This window comes from Propionibacterium ruminifibrarum (assembly GCF_900289195.1).
Taxonomy (GTDB): domain Bacteria; phylum Actinomycetota; class Actinomycetes; order Propionibacteriales; family Propionibacteriaceae; genus Propionibacterium; species Propionibacterium ruminifibrarum.
This window is the reverse complement of record NZ_OMOH01000002.1, coordinates 195,023-210,836: the sequence shown is the minus strand read 5'-3', so window position 1 is coordinate 210,836 and position 15,814 is coordinate 195,023. Positions and strand designations below refer to the sequence as shown.

13 protein-coding genes are annotated in these 15,814 nt (G+C 70.5%); 7 read left to right on the top strand and 6 right to left on the bottom strand.

Annotated elements, in window-relative coordinates:
* Positions 1-8: 8 nt before the first annotated feature.
* Complete coding sequence (locus PROPJV5_RS02970) at positions 9-446, top strand: hypothetical protein (protein WP_119714840.1); 438 nt, start codon at positions 9-11, stop codon at positions 444-446.
* Positions 447-477: 31 nt separating this feature from the next.
* Positions 478-1,356, top strand: a complete 879-nt coding sequence (locus PROPJV5_RS02965) for an acyl-CoA thioesterase (RefSeq protein ID WP_119714839.1) — start codon at positions 478-480, stop codon at positions 1,354-1,356.
* Positions 1,357-1,456: 100 nt separating this feature from the next.
* Here PROPJV5_RS02965 and PROPJV5_RS02960 read toward each other — a convergent pair whose 3' ends face one another.
* Positions 1,457-2,380, bottom strand: a complete 924-nt coding sequence (locus PROPJV5_RS02960) for a sigma-70 family RNA polymerase sigma factor (protein WP_119161243.1) — start codon at positions 2,378-2,380, stop codon at positions 1,457-1,459.
* Positions 2,381-2,741: 361 nt separating this feature from the next.
* Between PROPJV5_RS02960 and PROPJV5_RS02955 the strand changes: the two genes are divergently transcribed.
* Positions 2,742-4,154, top strand: a complete 1,413-nt coding sequence (locus PROPJV5_RS02955) for an RNA polymerase sigma factor (protein ID WP_119714838.1) — start codon at positions 2,742-2,744, stop codon at positions 4,152-4,154.
* 123 nt (positions 4,155-4,277) lie between these two features.
* Here PROPJV5_RS02955 and PROPJV5_RS02950 read toward each other — a convergent pair whose 3' ends face one another.
* Entirely contained in the window at positions 4,278-4,487 is a 210-nt protein-coding gene (locus tag PROPJV5_RS02950) for a DUF7455 domain-containing protein (protein WP_420812713.1), read from the bottom strand.
* A gap of 113 nt (positions 4,488-4,600) precedes the next feature.
* Here PROPJV5_RS02950 and PROPJV5_RS02945 point away from each other — a divergent pair, with 113 nt between their 5' ends.
* Entirely contained in the window at positions 4,601-6,682 is a 2,082-nt protein-coding gene (locus PROPJV5_RS02945) for a DNA gyrase/topoisomerase IV subunit B (protein WP_119714837.1), read from the top strand.
* A gap of 148 nt (positions 6,683-6,830) precedes the next feature.
* Positions 6,831-8,111, top strand: a complete 1,281-nt coding sequence (locus PROPJV5_RS02940) for an MFS transporter (protein WP_239018382.1) — start codon at positions 6,831-6,833, stop codon at positions 8,109-8,111.
* Here PROPJV5_RS02940 and PROPJV5_RS02935 read toward each other — a convergent pair whose 3' ends face one another.
* From PROPJV5_RS02935 to PROPJV5_RS02920, 4 genes are all read right to left on the bottom strand, one after another.
* Positions 8,112-9,026, bottom strand: a complete 915-nt coding sequence (locus PROPJV5_RS02935; protein WP_182858549.1) for a 2-dehydropantoate 2-reductase — start codon at positions 9,024-9,026, stop codon at positions 8,112-8,114. It abuts the gene before it with no gap.
* A gap of 184 nt (positions 9,027-9,210) precedes the next feature.
* On the bottom strand, positions 9,211-11,673 hold the full coding sequence (locus PROPJV5_RS02930) for a DNA gyrase/topoisomerase IV subunit A (protein WP_119714834.1): 2,463 nt from the start codon (positions 11,671-11,673) through the stop codon (positions 9,211-9,213).
* A gap of 160 nt (positions 11,674-11,833) precedes the next feature.
* Positions 11,834-12,859: an MDR family oxidoreductase gene (locus tag PROPJV5_RS02925; protein WP_220474311.1), complete on the bottom strand. Its 1,026-nt coding sequence runs from the start codon at positions 12,857-12,859 to the stop codon at positions 11,834-11,836.
* 39 nt (positions 12,860-12,898) lie between these two features.
* On the bottom strand, positions 12,899-14,002 hold the full coding sequence (locus PROPJV5_RS02920; protein WP_119714833.1) for an App1 family protein: 1,104 nt from the start codon (positions 14,000-14,002) through the stop codon (positions 12,899-12,901).
* Positions 14,003-14,083: 81 nt separating this feature from the next.
* Here PROPJV5_RS02920 and PROPJV5_RS02915 point away from each other — a divergent pair, with 81 nt between their 5' ends.
* Both PROPJV5_RS02915 and PROPJV5_RS02910 read left to right on the top strand, forming a co-directional pair.
* Positions 14,084-14,677: a DUF5998 family protein gene (locus PROPJV5_RS02915; protein WP_119714832.1), complete on the top strand. Its 594-nt coding sequence runs from the start codon at positions 14,084-14,086 to the stop codon at positions 14,675-14,677.
* Complete coding sequence (locus PROPJV5_RS02910) at positions 14,674-15,804, top strand: alkaline phosphatase family protein (protein ID WP_119714831.1); 1,131 nt, start codon at positions 14,674-14,676, stop codon at positions 15,802-15,804. Before PROPJV5_RS02915 ends, PROPJV5_RS02910 begins: the two co-directional genes overlap by 4 nt.
* The last annotated feature ends 10 nt before the right edge of the window (positions 15,805-15,814 follow it).

Below are 15,814 nucleotides of genomic sequence, written 5' to 3'. Positions count from 1 at the left end.
AGGGTCCCATGAGTGATTCCGAGCAGGAGACCACCGGCACGATGGGTCGACTGCGCTCCCTGCTCTCACATGGCAGGAGGGCCGCGGGCAGGACGGGCGAGCAGGCCGGGGAGTACGCCAGGGCCGCCCGCGAGAAGGGCGGTGCGTTCGCGTCCCGCGCCGCATCCCGGCTCGACAAGGGACTCGACGCGGCGGTGGACAACGGTGCCGCCGCGTTCAACCGGGCGCGCCGACGCTCGGGCGCGGCCATCGACAGGATCGACGCCTGGTCGGTCGGGGTGCGCGAGAGGGCGACGCAGGTCAGCGACCAGGTCGTCGAGGCCTCCAGCGGCCTGGGCGAGCGGATCTCGGAGCGGGCCGAGCGGCTGGGTCGACGCATCCAGGACGCCGTCGAGGAGACCCCGTCGGACGATGACGGACGCGGGGAGCAGGCCCCGACCGGCTGACCGCGGGCCCGGGTCGTGGCAGAGTTGGACCATGCCGGCAACAACAGCTGAACTCGTCGACCTGCTGCGTCTGACCCAGGATCCCGACAGCGTCTTCATCGGGCGTCACCCGCGGACGATGATGCAACGCACCTACGGTGGGCAGGTGCTCGCCCAGTCCCTCATGGCCGCCTACCGCACCGTTCCGGAGAGCAGGGTCGCGCACTCCCTGAACTCCTACTTCATCCGCCCGGGCCAGGCGTCCGGCGACATCGAGTACGTCGTCGAGCCGTTGCGTGACGGGCGGACCTTCTCGATGCGCCGCGTCACGGCCCTGCAGGACGGCCGGACGATCTTCACCGGCTCCTACTCCTTCCACGAGATGGAGGAGGGCCTCGACCACTCGGACCCGATCGCGGCGCAGGTGCCGCCCCCGGAGGACTGCCCGGGGTTCCTCGACATCAGTGAGGAGCGCTACGGGGCCTCGCCCTTGTGGCACGAGTGGGACGCCCTGGACGTGCGTTTCGCCGGCGACTCCAGCAAGGGCGGGATCATCGAGCCGGCCAACCACCCCGCGCACATGCGTGTCTGGGTGCGGACGACGGAGGCCCTGCCCGCCGACGAGAACGCCATCCACCAGGCCGTGCTGGCCTACCTGTCGGACCTGACCCTGCTGTCGGTGACGGTGATCCCGCACTCGGTCACCTACATGTCGCCGCACCTGCAGGTGGCCACGCTCGACCACATCATGCACTTCCACCGCGCGGTCCGCGCCGACCAGTGGCTGCTCTACGACATGCTCTCGCCCTCGGCCTCCAACAGCCTGGGCATCGCCACCGGAAGGCTCTTCCAGAACGGCAAGCTCGTCGCCTCGTGCTCGCAGGAGGGCCTCATCCGGGTGCTCGGAACAGAACGCGAGATTCTCACCTGACCAGACCGTGCGGTTCCTCCTCAGAACGCGGTGAGGGGCCGCGATCCGTTACGGATCGCGGCCCCTCACCGCGTCTATCGCCCGAGTCGGCTCGGCGGCGTCACACCGAGGCGGTCTGGCGCAGCTGGTTGAGAGCGGCCCTCTCGATCTGGCGGACTCGTTCGGCGGTGATGCCCCAGACGGCGCCGATGTCGGCCAGCTTGGCCTGGCGGCCGTCGAGCAGGCCGTAGCGGCGGCGCATGACGTCGGCGGAGCGCTCGTCCAGGTCCGAGAGCATGCCCTCAAGACGCGTGCGGTCCTCCGCGTCGAGCACGAGCTCGTCGGGCCCGGGCGCGGTCTCGCGGGCGATGAGATCGCCGAGCGAGGTGTCACCGTCGTCCTCGACAGGGGCGTCGAGGCTGACGTGCTCGCGCGAGTAGCGGATGAGGTCGACGACCTTCGACTCCTCGACGCCGAGCTCCTCGGCGATCTCCGCCACCTCGGGCTCGCGGCCCAGGTTGCGTTCGAGGTTGCGACGCACCGCCAGGATCTGGTTGACCTGCTCCGCCACGTGGACGGGCAGCCGCACGATACGGCCCTGCTGGGCGATGCCACGGCTGATGGCCTGACGGACCCACCACGTGGCGTAGGTGCTGAACTTGAACCCCTTCGCGTAGTCGAACTTCTCGACCGCGCGAATCAGGCCGGTGTTGCCCTCCTGGACAAGGTCGAGGAGCGGCATCTGAGAGCGACCGTACTTGCGGGCCACGGAGACCACCAGACGCAGGTTGGCGCGCACGAAGTGCTGCATGGCGCGCTCACCCTCCTCCGCGATGAGCTCCAGCTCCTCGCGTGTGGCGTCACTTGAGGTCTCGGCGTCCCCGCGCAGGATCGCCTGGGCGTACTGACCGGCTTCGATGAGTCGAGCGAGCTCGACCTCTTCGGCTGCATCGAGCAGCGGCGTCTTGGCGATCGACTCGAGGTAGAGGCCCACCGAGTCCTTGCCGTCGATGCCGTCGTTGCTGCGTGCGCGAGTTTTCTCCATCGGTTCCCTTCCGTCGTCCATAGTGTCTAACAACGCGAGAGGCGAAAACCATTCCGGTTGCCAGTGAAAAGTTGAAAAGAGGCGCAACCGCGGGTAATCGTGCAACCACGGTCTGATGCCCCGAGGGCGGCGGCCCCGACGCCGGTCTCAGGTGTTCTGGCCCGGTCGGGCGCGGGTGGTCCCGTGCCCGGGCGGCGTCATCGGCCGAATGGTAGAACACTAAAGCATCTCATCGGCGGGAGTTCGGCCGCTGCCATTTGTTGCCGGGTGTCACACTTGGAGATGACGTCCTCTTGACGCGCACAGCCCTGAGTACGCCCTGAACCCGGGTCCATTCCGGGCTCGTCGAACGCTTCACTAGCTGGAAAGGTCCCCCGTGACGGCTCGTACCAAGAACCCGGCCCAGACCTCCGTAGATGCCGACGCCGTATCGGCCGAGAAGACGACGACTCGTACCCGCTCCAAGAGCACCACCGTCAAGACCACAGCAGGCCAGCGCGCCGCGAAGAAGACCACCCGCAGCTCCGCGTCGACAGCGAAGAAGGGCACCGCCCAGAACACCAAGAAGACACGGACGGCCGCCAAGAACACGACGAACAAGGCGGCCCTGACGCAGGTCATGGCCGGAAAGACCGCGGGAACCGCCGAGGCCGATGGCATCGAGGTCACCTTCGAACGGGACGGCGATGACATCGTGGTGCGCGCCGGCGGCAAGAAACGCAGCCTCGACGACGTCGACGAGTCGGCGTTCGACCACAAGGAGGCCGAGAAGGACGAGGCCGAGATCAACGAGGACACCGGCTTCAGCCTGTCCGACCAGGACGATGCCGATGAGCCCGAGCAGCAGGTGACCGTCGCCGGCGCCACGGCCGACCCGGTCAAGGACTACCTCAAGCAGATCGGCAAGGTCGCCCTGCTGAACGCCGCCCAGGAGGTCGACCTGGCCAAGCGCATCGAGGCAGGTCTCTTCGCGGACGAGCAGCTCGCCCAGCACCGCGAGAAGATCAAGGCCAGCGACATCGAGGACTTCGAGTGGATCGCCGAGGACGGGCACCGCGCCAAGAACCACCTGCTCGAGGCCAACCTGCGTCTGGTCGTCTCACTGGCCAAGCGGTACACCGGCCGCGGCATGCTCTTCCTCGACCTCATCCAGGAGGGCAACCTCGGCCTGATCCGCGCGGTCGAGAAGTTCGACTACACCAAGGGCTACAAGTTCAGCACCTACGCAACCTGGTGGATCAAGCAGGCCATCACCCGCGCCATGGCCGACCAGGCCCGCACCATCCGCATCCCCGTCCACATGGTCGAGGTCATCAACAAGCTCGCCCGGGTCCAGCGCCAGATGCTGCAGGACCTCGGGCGCGAGCCCACACCCGAGGAGCTCGCCGTCGAACTCGACATGACCCCCGAGAAGGTCATCGAGGTGCAGAAGTACGGTCGTGAGCCGATCAGCCTGCACACCCCGCTCGGCGAGGACGGCGACTCGGAGTTCGGTGACCTCATCGAGGACTCGGAGGCCATCGTCCCGGCCGACGCCGTGAACTTCACGCTCCTGCAGGAGCAGCTGCACGACGTGCTCGACACTCTCTCCGAGCGTGAGGCCGGTGTCGTCTCGATGCGTTTCGGCCTGACCGACGGCCAGCCCAAGACCCTCGACGAGATCGGCAAGGTCTACGGCGTGACGCGCGAGCGCATCCGCCAGATCGAGTCCAAGACCATGAGCAAGCTGCGGCATCCCAGCCGTTCCCAGGTGCTGCGCGACTACCTGGACTGATCGGACGCCGCACCGCCGGGCAGTTCCTACCGGGCGGCCCACCGGCGTCGGCCGGGCGCTGGTCGGCGCCGCGTGCGCCTCGCGGACGAATCGGTGCTGTCTGCCCCAGCGGACCTCGGGCGGTCAGCTGCCGAGAAGGGAGGTGTCGCCCTCGAGACGGACGGCGACCTCCTTGATCTTCTCGGCGTGCGCGCGGGCATGATGCGCGCAGAACAGAAGCGTGCCGCCGCTCGCGAGGCTCACCCGCAGGTGGGCCTGGGCACCGCATCGGTCGCAGCGGTCGGCTGCGGTCAGTCGGGTGTTCTCAACAACAGGCGTGCTCACGTTCACCACAGTACGCGCCGCGCACAACAGGCGTGCCGTTTGCGGCGAACCGGCGCCGGCGGGCCTGCCGCTCACCGGGATTGTTGGTGCCCGCCGATAAAGTTTCGCTCGTGTCAACCACGATGACCCGCAAGAAGTCCGACAAGCCCGGGACGGCGCGTTCCTACGGCGCGAAGAACCTCCTCGTCCTCGAAGGGCTCGAGGCGGTCCGCAAGCGCCCCGCCATGTACATCGGCTCCACGGACACCCGCGGCCTCATGCACTGCCTGTGGGAGATCATCGACAACGCGGTCGACGAGGCGCTCGCCGGCTTCGGCGACGTCATCCGGGTCGAGCTGCGTGCCGACGGGTCGATCCACGTGGCCGACCGGGCCCGCGGCATCCCCGTCGACATCGAGCCCCGCACCGGCCTGACCGGTGTCGAGGTGGTCTTCACCAAGCTGCACGCCGGCGGCAAGTTCGGCGCCGGCTCCTACGGCGCGGCCGGCGGACTGCACGGCGTGGGCGCCTCGGTGGTCAACGCCCTGAGCTCGCGCCTCGACGTCGAGGTCGACCGCGACGGCGCCACGTGGACGATGAGTTTCCAGCGGGGCATCCCCGGCGTCTTCGACGGCGACGGCCCCGACGCCGCCTTCACCCCGGGCAGCGGGCTGCGCAAGGTCGGCAGGGTGGCCAAGGGCGTCACCGGCACGCGCGTCACCTACTGGCCCGACCGCCAGATCTTCCTCAAGGACGCCCAGCTGTCGGTCGAGAAGCTCGTCGAGCGGGCCCGCCAGACCAGCTTCCTCGTGCCCGGCCTGGAGATCGTCGTCGACGACGAACGCGGCCCCGAGCCGGCCGTCGAGTCCTTCCGGCACGACAGCGGCATCAGCGAGTTCGCCGACTTCCTGAGCACCGGCGAACCCGTCACCGAGGTGCTGCGCCTGCAGGGCTCCGACTCGTTCGTCGAGACCGTCCCGGTGCTCGACGCCGGGGGCGCCATGACCCCCACCGACGTGGAGCGCCGGCTCGACGTCGACATCGCCGTCATCTGGGACAACGGCTACGACACCGTCGAGCGCTCCTTCGTCAACATCATCGCCACCCCCAAGGGCGGCACCCACGTCCAGGGTTTCGAGCGCGGCCTGGCCAGGGCCTTCGCCGCCGGGCTGGACGGCACGCGCCTGCTCAAGTCGGGCGATGACGTCACCAAGGAGGACATCCTCGAGGGCCTCACGGCCGTCGTCACGGTGCGCCTGCCCGAGCCGCAGTTCGAGGGCCAGACCAAGGAGGTGCTCGGCACCCCGCCGGTCACCCGGCTCGTCGCGAGGATCGTCGAGGACCAGATGGGGGAGTACCTCAACTCCACAAAACCCGCCGTGCGAGCCCAGGCCCGCACGCTCATGGAGAAGGTCGTCAACGCCTCGCGCGCCCGCCGGGCCGCACGTGCCCACCGCGAGAACCAGCGCCGCAAGAACGCGCTCGAGTCCAGCTCCATGCCGCCCAAGCTGAAGGACTGCCGCAGCGCGGACGGCGAGCGCAGCGAGCTGTTCATCGTCGAGGGCGACTCGGCCCTGGGCACCGCGCTGCGCGCCCGCGACAGCGAGTTCCAGGCCCTGCTGCCCATCCGCGGCAAGATCCTCAACGTGCAGAAGGCCTCGCTCGGCGACATGCTGAAGAACCTCGAGTGCTCCTCGATCATCCAGGTGGTCGGCGCGGGCTCGGGGGCCAGCTTCGACCTGGACCAGGCGCGCTACGGCAAAGTCATCTTCATGGCCGACGCCGACTCCGACGGCGCCCACATCCGCTGCCTGCTGGCCACGCTGTTCTTCCGCTACATGCGCCCGATGATCGAGGCCGGCCGGGTCTACAGCGCCGTCCCGCCGCTGCACCGGTTCGAGCTGACGAACCCGAAGAAGGGCATGGACAAGTACATCTACACGTACTCCGATCCCGAGTACCAGCGGAAGATGGCCGAGCTGACGAAGAAGAAGATCCGCTTCAAGGAGCCCCAGCGCTACAAGGGCCTGGGCGAGATGGACGCCGACCAGCTGGCCGACACGACGATGAATCCGCGCCACCGCATGCTGCGGCGCATCACGATCGACGACGCCGAGGCCGCCTCCACGACCTTCGAGCTGCTCATGGGCAACGAGGTGGCCCCGCGCAAGGAGTTCATCGTCGCCGGCGCCTACCAGCTCGACGAGGACCGCATCGACGTGTGAGCCCGGTGTCCGGCCGCCGGGACACCCGCCCGGCCGCCGGTCCTGCCCGTAGCCTGGGGCGGTGAGCTCAGCCAGTACGCCGCCCCCGTCCAGGCCCGCCGCGCCCCCGGCCGCTCCCGCACCGCCCGGTGCCGCCTCGCGCACCCGCGTGCTGGCCTGGGCCCTGTGGGACTGGGGCACCCAGCCGTGGAACACGGTCGTCACGACCTTCGTCTTCTCCGTCTACCTGGTCGGCCCCTCGTTCGGCTCGGCCAACCACACCGCCTACGTGCAGTCGGTCTGCATGACGGTCGCCTCCGTCACGATCGCCCTCATCGCCCCCGTGCTGGGCCAGAACACCGACCGCACCGGCCGGACGATGAGCACCCTGCGCGTCCTCACCTGGGCCGTGGCGCTCATCAACGCCGCCCTGTTCCTCATCGCCGACGAGCCCGCCTACCTGTGGGCGGGTTTCGTCATGCTGGGCCTGGGCACGGTCGCATCCGAGGTCGCCGGCTCGGTCTACAACGGCGTCCTCGACCGCGTCTCGACGCCCCGGAACGTCGGGCGCGTCTCGGGCCTGGGCTGGGGCATGGGCTATCTCGGCGGCATCTTCGCGCTCATGATCATCTACGTCGGCTTCATCGCACCCGACGTCGGCCTGTTCGGCGTCACCGCCGAGCACGGCATGGCGGTGCGCACCGCCATGCTCCTGTGCGGGGCGTGGACGCTCGTCTTCACCATCCCGACCTTCCTCGTGCTGAGGGACGACCCGGCGCCGCGCGGCAGCCGGCTCGGCGTGCTGGACAGCTACCGGGCCCTGCTCGCCACCATCGTGCGGCTGTGGCGCCACGACCGCCGCGTCGTCTGGTTCCTGCTGGCCTCGGCCCTGTTCCGCGACGGCCTGACGGGCATCTTCACCTACGGCGGTGCGCTGGCCCGCAACACCTTCGGTTTCAGTGCCGGGCAGGTCGTGGTCTTCGGTGCGGCCGCGAATGTCATCGCCGGTGTCGCCACGATCTGCTCCGGCCGTCTCGACGACCGGGTCGGGCCCAGGGCGGTCATCGTCGGCTCGCTCGTCATGCTCGTCGCCCTGGCCACCACGGTGTTCGTCCTGCACTCGGGGGGCAGCACCGTCTTCTGGGTGCTCGGCCTGGCGCTGTGCGTCTTCGTCGGCCCGGCGCAGGCGGCCTCGCGCAGCTATCTGGCCCGCATCATCCCGCCGGGCAGCAGCGGCGAGATCTTCGGACTCTACGCGACGACCGGCCGCGTCGCCTCGCCGCTGGCCCCGCTCATGTTCGGCCTGTGCGTCGGTCTCGGTGCCCGCCTCACCGGGGCCGAGAACACCCAGTACTTCGGCATCGTCGGCATCGCCGTCGTACTCGCCGCCGGCCTGCTGGTCCTCCTGGCCAAGGTGCCGAAGGTGACGGCCGGGGCCGCGCGGGACTGATCAGCGGGCCTGCGCCCGGCCCAGGCGCAGCACCTCGTACATGAGGTCGTGCAGGGGGACGGGCACCGAGGCCTCGCGGGCGAGCCGGACGATCGCCCCGGTCTGCGCGTCGAGCTCGCTGGGACGCCCGGCCATCAGGTCGCGGCACAGCGATGCCGTGCTGTCGGCGGGCTGCTGGGCGTTGAAGGCCATGACCTCGTCGACCGCGTCCTCGCCCACGTCGACGCCCTGCGCCCGTGCGACGGCGGCGATCTCGGCGGTGGCGCGCCGCCACAGGTCGGCCAGCTGGGGCCGGTCGAGCAGCCGGCCGAGCGTCAGCCCGGTGATGGCGCCCAGCTCGCCGAGCGGGATCACCATCATGGCCTTGCGCCACAGCACGGCCCAGATGTCGTCCGGGGCGGGGGAGCCGACGCCGGCGCCCTCCAGCGCCTCGCGCAGGGCGCGGACGCGGGCGGTGCCGGTGTTGTCCCACTCGCCGACCTCAAGCGTCCCGGGGCCGCCGCGGCGGGCGATGACGCCTGGCCGTTCGATCATCGCGAAGATCTTCATGACGCCGGGGAGCGTGTGCCCGGCACCGACGGCGGATGCGGTCAGACGCGGGCCGTCCACGCCGTTCTGCGTGGTGACGACGGCCGTGCCGGGGCCGACGAGGGGGCTGGCGGTGGCCAGCGCCTCGGTGATCTGGGTGGCCTTGACGCAGCTGAGCACGTAGTCGACGGGGCCGATCGCGGCCGGGTCCGCGGTGGCGATGACCGGGACGGTGAACTCCTCGTCGCCGGTCAGCCGCAGCCCGTCCGAACGCAGCGTCTCAAGGGTGCGGCCCCGGGCGACGATGGACACGTCATGCCCGGCGCGGGCCAGCCGTCCGCCGAGAAAACCGCCCACGCCGCCGGCTCCGATGACGGCGAACCTCATGGGACCGAGTCTACGGGCAGCGCGGCCCGGCGCCGCCCGTCGATCGGCCACACCAGCAATCCTGCGGTTCTCGTGGAAAGACGCACGAGAACCGCAGGGCGTGCATGCCATTGCCCAGCCAGAGACCGTGCCCGCGGTCCGCGCGGCATGGTTCGCAGAGCAGACAGGGTGACCCGGAGCGGGTTCAGTGCGGCATGACGCGGGAGCTGACCGCCGCGACGGGCTGGGCGAGGGGGGTGCCCGAGCCGTCCCGCTTCCCGGTTGCCGGAGGCAGGTCCACGGCCGAACCGCTGGCCGCCGCCGCGACGGCGGGGGCAGGACCCACCCAGGCCAGTGTCAGGGCGTCCTCGCCCTTCAGGAAGCGATGGCAGCGCACCCCGGCGGTGGCCCGGCCCTTCGACGGGTACTCGTCGAAGTCGGTGAGTTTGACACTGCCGGCCTGGGTGCCCGGCAGGGCCTGCGAGGAACCCGACACGGTCACGACCACGGCGCCGGTCGTCGGGGAGGCGCCGAACCAGATGGCCTGGGCGTCCGCGCCGAGTCGGATGCCGGCCACGCCGCCGCCACCACGGCCCTGCGGGCGCACGAGCGAGGCGGGGAAGTGCAGCAGCTGCGCGTCCGAGGTGACGAACACCAGGTCGTCGTCCTCGGCGACGAGCTGCAGCGCGCCGACGAGTTCGTCGCCGTCATCGAGCCGGATGATCTCCCACGCGTCGCGGGAGAGCACCTCGGGGTTGACCCGCTTGACCACGCCGCGGCGGGTGCCGACCGCCAGGCCCGGCCCCTGCGGATCGAGCGTGGTCAGGGCGAGGGGCCGCTCCCCGCGGTCGAGGGCGATGAGCTCGGTGAGCCTGCTGCCGCCGCGCAGGTTGGGGGCGTTGGCCGTCTGCACGGTCTCGGGCAGGTCGAGGACGCGCGCCCTGACCAGCCGGCCCCGGTTGGTGACGACCCCGAACTCGGCGTGCGTGGTCGTCGCGATCGCCGAGACGACGACGTCATGGCGCCCGCGCGGCCCCTCGGCGGGCAGCACGCCGGGGTCGGCGGCGTCGGCCGGCCGGTTCATGCGGGCGACCAGGCCGGCGGAGCCGAGCATCACCCAGCACGGGCCGTCGGGGATCTCCAGCGGCTCGGTGGCCGCCGGCAGGACGGCGCCCGAGCCCTCGAGCAGCACCGTGCGGCGCGGCGTGCCGTACTGCTCCGCGATCTCGGTGAGCTGGGCGGCGACGAGGTCGTTCAGCCGTTCGGGGTTCTCAATGATCTCGGTGAGCTCGGCGATGCGGCGCCTCAGCTCGTCGCGTTCGGCCTCCAGCTCGATGCGGCTGAGCCTGGTGAGGCGGCGCAGCTGCATGTCGAGGATGTAGTTGGCCTGCACCTCGTCGAGCTCGAACGCCGACATGAGGCGTTCGCGGGCCTGGTTCGCGTCGTCCGAGGATCGGATGATCGCGATGACGTCGTCGATGTCGATCATTGCCAGCAGCAGGCCCTCGACCAGGTGCAGGCGCTCCTGGGCCTTGTTGAGCTGGAAACTGGCGCGGCGCAGGCCGACCTCGAGGCGGTGGTCCAGGTAGACCTGCAGCAGCTCCTTGAGGCCGAGGGTGCGCGGCTGCCCGTCGACGAGCGCCACATTGTTGATGCCGAAGGAGTCCTCGAGCTTCGTGTGCTTGTACAGCTGAGCGAGCAGGGCCTCGGGGTTGATGCCGTTCTTGACCTCGATCACCAGGCGCAGGCCGTTGGTCAGGTCGGTCAGGTCCTTCACGTCGGAGATGCCGGTGATCTTCTTGCCCTGCACCAGGTGCTTGATCTGCTCGATGATCTTCTCGGGGCCGACCGCGAACGGCAGCTCGGTGATGACGATGCCGCGTCGTCTGGGGCTGACCTGCTCGATCCGGGCCGTGGCGCGGGTCTTGAAGCTGCCCCGTCCGGTGGCGTAGGCGTCCCGGATGCCGTCCATCCCGACGATCTTCCCGCCGGTGGGGAAGTCCGGGCCGGGGATGAAGCGCATCAGCTCGTCGAGGTCGGCGTCGGGATGGCTCAACAGGTGCTTGAGCGCCTGGACGACCTCGACGAGATTGTGCGAGGGCATGTTCGTGGCCATGCCGACGGCGATCCCCGTCGCGCCGTTGACGAGCAGGTTCGGGAAGGCCGCCGGCAGGACGGCCGGCTCGGTCTCCTTGCCGTCGTAGTTGGGCCGGAAGTCGACGGTGTCCTCGTCCAGACCGTCGATCATCGGGAGCGCCGCCGGGGCCATCCGGCACTCGGTGTAGCGCATGGCGGCTGGCCCGGCGTCGGGCGAACCGAAGTTGCCGTGCCCGTCGACGAGCTTGAGACGCATCGACCAGTCCTGGCCCATGCGGACGAGGGCGTCGTAGATGGCCGAGTCGCCGTGCGGGTGCAGCTTGCCCATGACGTCCCCGACGACGCGGGCGCACTTGACGAACGCATGGTCGGGCAGGAGCCGCTGCTGGCTCATGCCGTACAGGATGCGGCGCTGCACGGGCTTCAGTCCGTCGCGGGCGTCGGGCAGGGCCCGTGCGTAGATGACCGAGTAGGCGTACTCGAGGAAGGAGGACTCCATCTCGTTCGAGACGTCGACGTCGATGATGCGTTCGGTGAAGTCGTCCTCGACGGGCGTGGTGGTGCGTGCCATCTGCTGATCTGCTCCTGACTGTGGGCCAGCCATGATTGTCCGGCATCAAGCCGGCGAGGAGAACTATTCCACGCCGTGCCGGCCCCGATCGACGCCGGGGACGCCGCAGGGCCGGCGGCAGCCCGGATGAACTGCCACCGGCCCTCGGCCGCACCGCCGTTCAGGCGCGGACGTCGACGACCACGCGGCCGTGCAGGCGATGCCCCATGAGGTCCTTGGCCGCCTGGAATGCCCCGGACAGCGGCACCGTGCTGGAGATCGCGTCGATGCGTTCACCGGGCAGCTCGGCGAGCAGCGCCCAGGCCTCCCGACGCGCCTCGACGGGCGCCTCGACCGAGTCCACACCGGCCAGGGTCACGTTGCGCAGGATGAACGGCATGACGGTACCGGGCAACTTGGGCGAGCCGGCCAGGCCGCAGGCCGCGACGGTGCCGGAGTAGACGGTCTGCGCCAGCGCATTGACGAGCACCTCACCGCCGACCGTGTCGATGACACCGGACCAGCGCTGCTTCTGCAGGGCGCCCTTGGCGTCGAGCAGCTCGGCGCGGTCGATGATCTGCTCGGCGCCCAGCTCGTGCAGGTAGCCGCCCAGTTCCCCGGGACGGCCGGTGAGGGCGGCGACGTGGTGTCCGGCTGCGGCCAGCAGCAGGGTCGCGACCGAACCGACACCGCCGGTCGCGCCCGTGACGAGCACGGGCCTGTCCTGCGTGGTCTCCAGCCCGGCGTGCCCCAGCCGCAGAACGCACAGGGCGGCCGTGTAGCCGGCGGTGCCGATCGCGGCGGCGCGGGCCGCCGTCATGGACTCGGGCAGCGCCACGAGACGGTCACCGGGTACGCGTGCCAGCTCGCTGAAGGCGCCGTTGCGGCTCTCCGACATGCCGATGCCGTTGAGGATGACCTGGTCGCCGGGTTTCCAGTTCGGGTCGGCCGACTCCTTGACGGTGCCGACCAGGTCGATGCCGCCGATGAGCGGGGTCTTGCGGACGATACCCGGCAGGCCGGTGAGGGCCATGGCGTCCTTGTAGTTGATGCTCGAGTGGCTGACCTCGACGAGAACGGGGTCGTCACCGAGGAAGGCCTCGTCGACCTCCTCGATGGCCGCGGTGTTGACGGGCTGATCGCTGCCACGCTCGTAGGCGGGATTGGAACGGATGACGATGGCGCGCGCCATGGCGAGGACCTCCATTGGTCGATTGTCAGACTTCCCTCAGCATGCCGGGTGTGGTCAGGGCATTGCAAGGGAACCAGGTCCCCGTCGGTGGCGGGGTGCCCGGCGGCGCCTGGGCGGCTGCTCGGTTTCGATGCCCAGGACGTCGGCCAGGGCGGGCCACAGGTCGTCGCCGTCGGCCCCGCGCAGCGAGGGCACCCGGCGCGGGTGCCTGGCGCGGTGCGGCTCGGCCACCAGTGGCACGGTGCTGTGGGCGAGGATCTGCTCGGTCGGGCTCAGGGTGCGCAGCACCACGGCGCGCACCCTGCCCGGGTGATTCTGCGCGAACTCCTCGTACAGCTCCGGGTCGTGCTGTCCGTCGTCGCCGATCATCACCCAGCCGATGCGGGGGAAGTCCCGGGCCAGCCTCGCCATCGCGTCGCGCTTGTGGTCGGTGCCCGAACGCATCCACGCCGTCGTCGTGGGCCCCCAGTCGGTGAGCAGCATCGCGCCGCGCGGGTAGCCGTGGCGGGTCATGAACCGGTTGAGGAAGTGGATCGAGGTCCACGTGCCGGTCGAGACGTAGAAGATCGGCGCCCCCGGGTGCTCGGCCAGCAGCCGCTGGTACATGCGTGCCATCCCCGGAACCGCCTGACGGTTGCCCTCGAGCTGGAAGAAACTGTTCCAGGCCGCCAGGAACAGGCGGGGCAGCCACGTGGTGATGATCGTGTCGTCGATGTCTGAGATGATGCCGAAGGCGGTGTCGGCGGCGATGACCTGTACCGGCACCTCGGTGGTCGAACCGTTGGCGGCGCTCAGCCGCAGCCGGTGCCAGCCGGGTTCGAGCCGGGCGGTCACCGTCAGGTCGACGTAGCCGCGCCGGTCTGTGCGCAGGATCAGCGTCCGCGAGCCGACGGTGAGCCGGACGGGGCGGTGGGGCGCCGGCAGGGCCAGGAAGTTGCGCCAGCCGCGGCGGTGCAGCCAGGCCGCGGCGTGGGAGGGGAGCCGCTTGTCGTCGGCGGGGCTCAGGACGAGGCGTCCCAGCACGCGGATGCGCTCCTCGGTGCCGTAGCCGACGAACGGAACCGGCTTCTCCCGCCAGCCGCGGCGGCGCAGCACCGCGCCGATCCGGCGTGTCACGAAGTCGGTGACGCGCACACCGATCGCGGGTCCGTGCCTCATGCCCACCAACCATAACGGGCGAGGGGCGCCGATGGGTTCCGGCTGTCACTGGCGGGCCGGTGAAGATGGCACGATGGTGCCGTGACGAACATCAGTCAGCCCACGCTTCCGAAGGCCCTGCGCGACCGCGTCGACGAGTGCGGGTTCTTCCCCGAACTCGTCGAGGACTCGGTCTCCATGGCGGTCGGGGGCGAGACGATCGTCGACTTCCTCGTCCAGCACGAGGCAACGGTCGGGGCCGAGGGCATCATCCGTCATCTCACCGTCCTCGTCCTCACCCCCGGGCGTCTCATCGTCAGCCACACCGACGAGGAGACCGACGCCCACGGCCGGGACTCGGCGGTCACCACGAGTGAGTCGGTGCCGCTGCGGCTGCTCGGGGTCATCACGGTGAGCCGGGCCGTCACCCACCCCGAGCACTACGGCGGCTCCGACTCGGCCGTCACCGAGACCTGGCTGACGCTCACCTGGGACGCCGTGCGGCGCCTGCAGATCGTCCCCGCCCACTGCGGCGACCCGTCCTGCACGGCCGATCACGGTTTCGAGGGTGAGGCGGCCGGCGAGGACATCACGATCCGGATGAGCCCGGCCGCGGACGGCCCGGAGAACGTGCAGCGCCTGGTCGAGTTCGCCTCGACGCTCCAACGTCTGGCCCACGGGCAGGGCCCGCGGTGAGCATTCCCGCCGGCCCCGGCTACGGGCGCGGGACACTCGCCGAGGTGCTCCCCGCCATCGCATCCCACCTGGGCGCCGAGGACGTCGACGACGCCCTGGGCATTCCGGAGGCCCGCGCCTACGTGCTCCTGCTCGTTGACGGGATGGGCTGGAACCAGCTGCGCGCCCACGGGTCCTCGCTGTCGCACCTGCCCGAGCTGCTCGCCGACTCGTTCCCGGTCAGCGCGCCCGTGCCCACCACCACGGCCTGCTCGCTGGCGACACTCGGCACGGGTTGCGCGCCCGGCGTACACGGCATCGTCGGCTACACCTTCCGGCCCAGTAGTGGTGCAGGGCTCCTGTGCCCCCTCGATTGGGGCCCCATGGACCCGCCCCCGGAGCGACTCCAACCGCACCCCACCTGGCTCGAACGCATGGAGCAGGACGGTGTCACCGTCACCACCGTCTCACAGGCCGCGTTCCGCGGCAGCGGCCTGACCCGCGCGGCACTGCGCGGCGGTTTCTTCCGCGGCTTCGGCAAGAGGGCCCCCATCGCGGCCCGGGCCGAGGCCGTCAGGGCAGCCGTCGCCGCGGGGCCGTCCTTCGCCTACGTCTACGAGGGAGGTCTTGACCACGCCGGCCACGGCAAGGGCGTCGCCTCCCGCCCCTGGCGCGACCAGCTGGCCCGCATCGACGCCGACATCGCCGTCCTGCGCAGGACACTGCCCGGGGACGTCTGCCTGCTCATCACCGGGGACCACGGCATGGTCGACGTGCCGGCCAGGGGGCAGGTCCCGCTCGAGGACACGCCGGGCCTGAGCGACCAGGTCGACCTCGTCGGCGGCGAGCCGCGCCTGCGGCACCTCTACACGCGCGAACCCGGGGCCGTCGCGGCGCGCTGGACCGAGGTCATGGGAGAGCGGGCCTGGGTCTGCACCCGCGAGGAGGCCGTCGCCGCCGGCTGGTTCGGTCCGCAGGTCACGGCGAGCACCACGGCACGGCTCGGGGACGTCCTCGTCGCCGCTCGCCGGGACTGGGCCGTCATGACCCGCACCCGTGAGCACGAGTTCCGGCTGGTGGGCCACCACGGCTCACTCGAACCCGCCGAGATCGAGGTGCCGCTGCTCGTGGACGCGGGTCGAGGCTGAGCGCCCGCCA

Excerpts from the sequence above, each read along its gene's own strand:
- PROPJV5_RS02970 (WP_119714840.1), top strand. The coding sequence starts at position 9 with ATGAGTGATTCCGAGCAGGAGACCACCGGCACGATGGGTCGACTGCGC.
- PROPJV5_RS02965 (WP_119714839.1), top strand. The coding sequence starts at position 478 with ATGCCGGCAACAACAGCTGAACTCGTCGACCTGCTGCGTCTGACCCAG.
- PROPJV5_RS02960 (WP_119161243.1), bottom strand. The coding sequence starts at position 2,380 with ATGGAGAAAACTCGCGCACGCAGCAACGACGGCATCGACGGCAAGGAC.
- PROPJV5_RS02945 (WP_119714837.1), top strand. The coding sequence starts at position 4,601 with ATGACCCGCAAGAAGTCCGACAAGCCCGGGACGGCGCGTTCCTACGGC.
- PROPJV5_RS02935 (WP_182858549.1), bottom strand. The coding sequence starts at position 9,026 with ATGAGGTTCGCCGTCATCGGAGCCGGCGGCGTGGGCGGTTTTCTCGGC.
- PROPJV5_RS02930 (WP_119714834.1), bottom strand. The coding sequence starts at position 11,673 with ATGGCACGCACCACCACGCCCGTCGAGGACGACTTCACCGAACGCATC.
- PROPJV5_RS02925 (WP_220474311.1), bottom strand. The coding sequence starts at position 12,859 with ATGGAGGTCCTCGCCATGGCGCGCGCCATCGTCATCCGTTCCAATCCC.
- PROPJV5_RS02920 (WP_119714833.1), bottom strand. The coding sequence starts at position 14,002 with ATGAGGCACGGACCCGCGATCGGTGTGCGCGTCACCGACTTCGTGACA.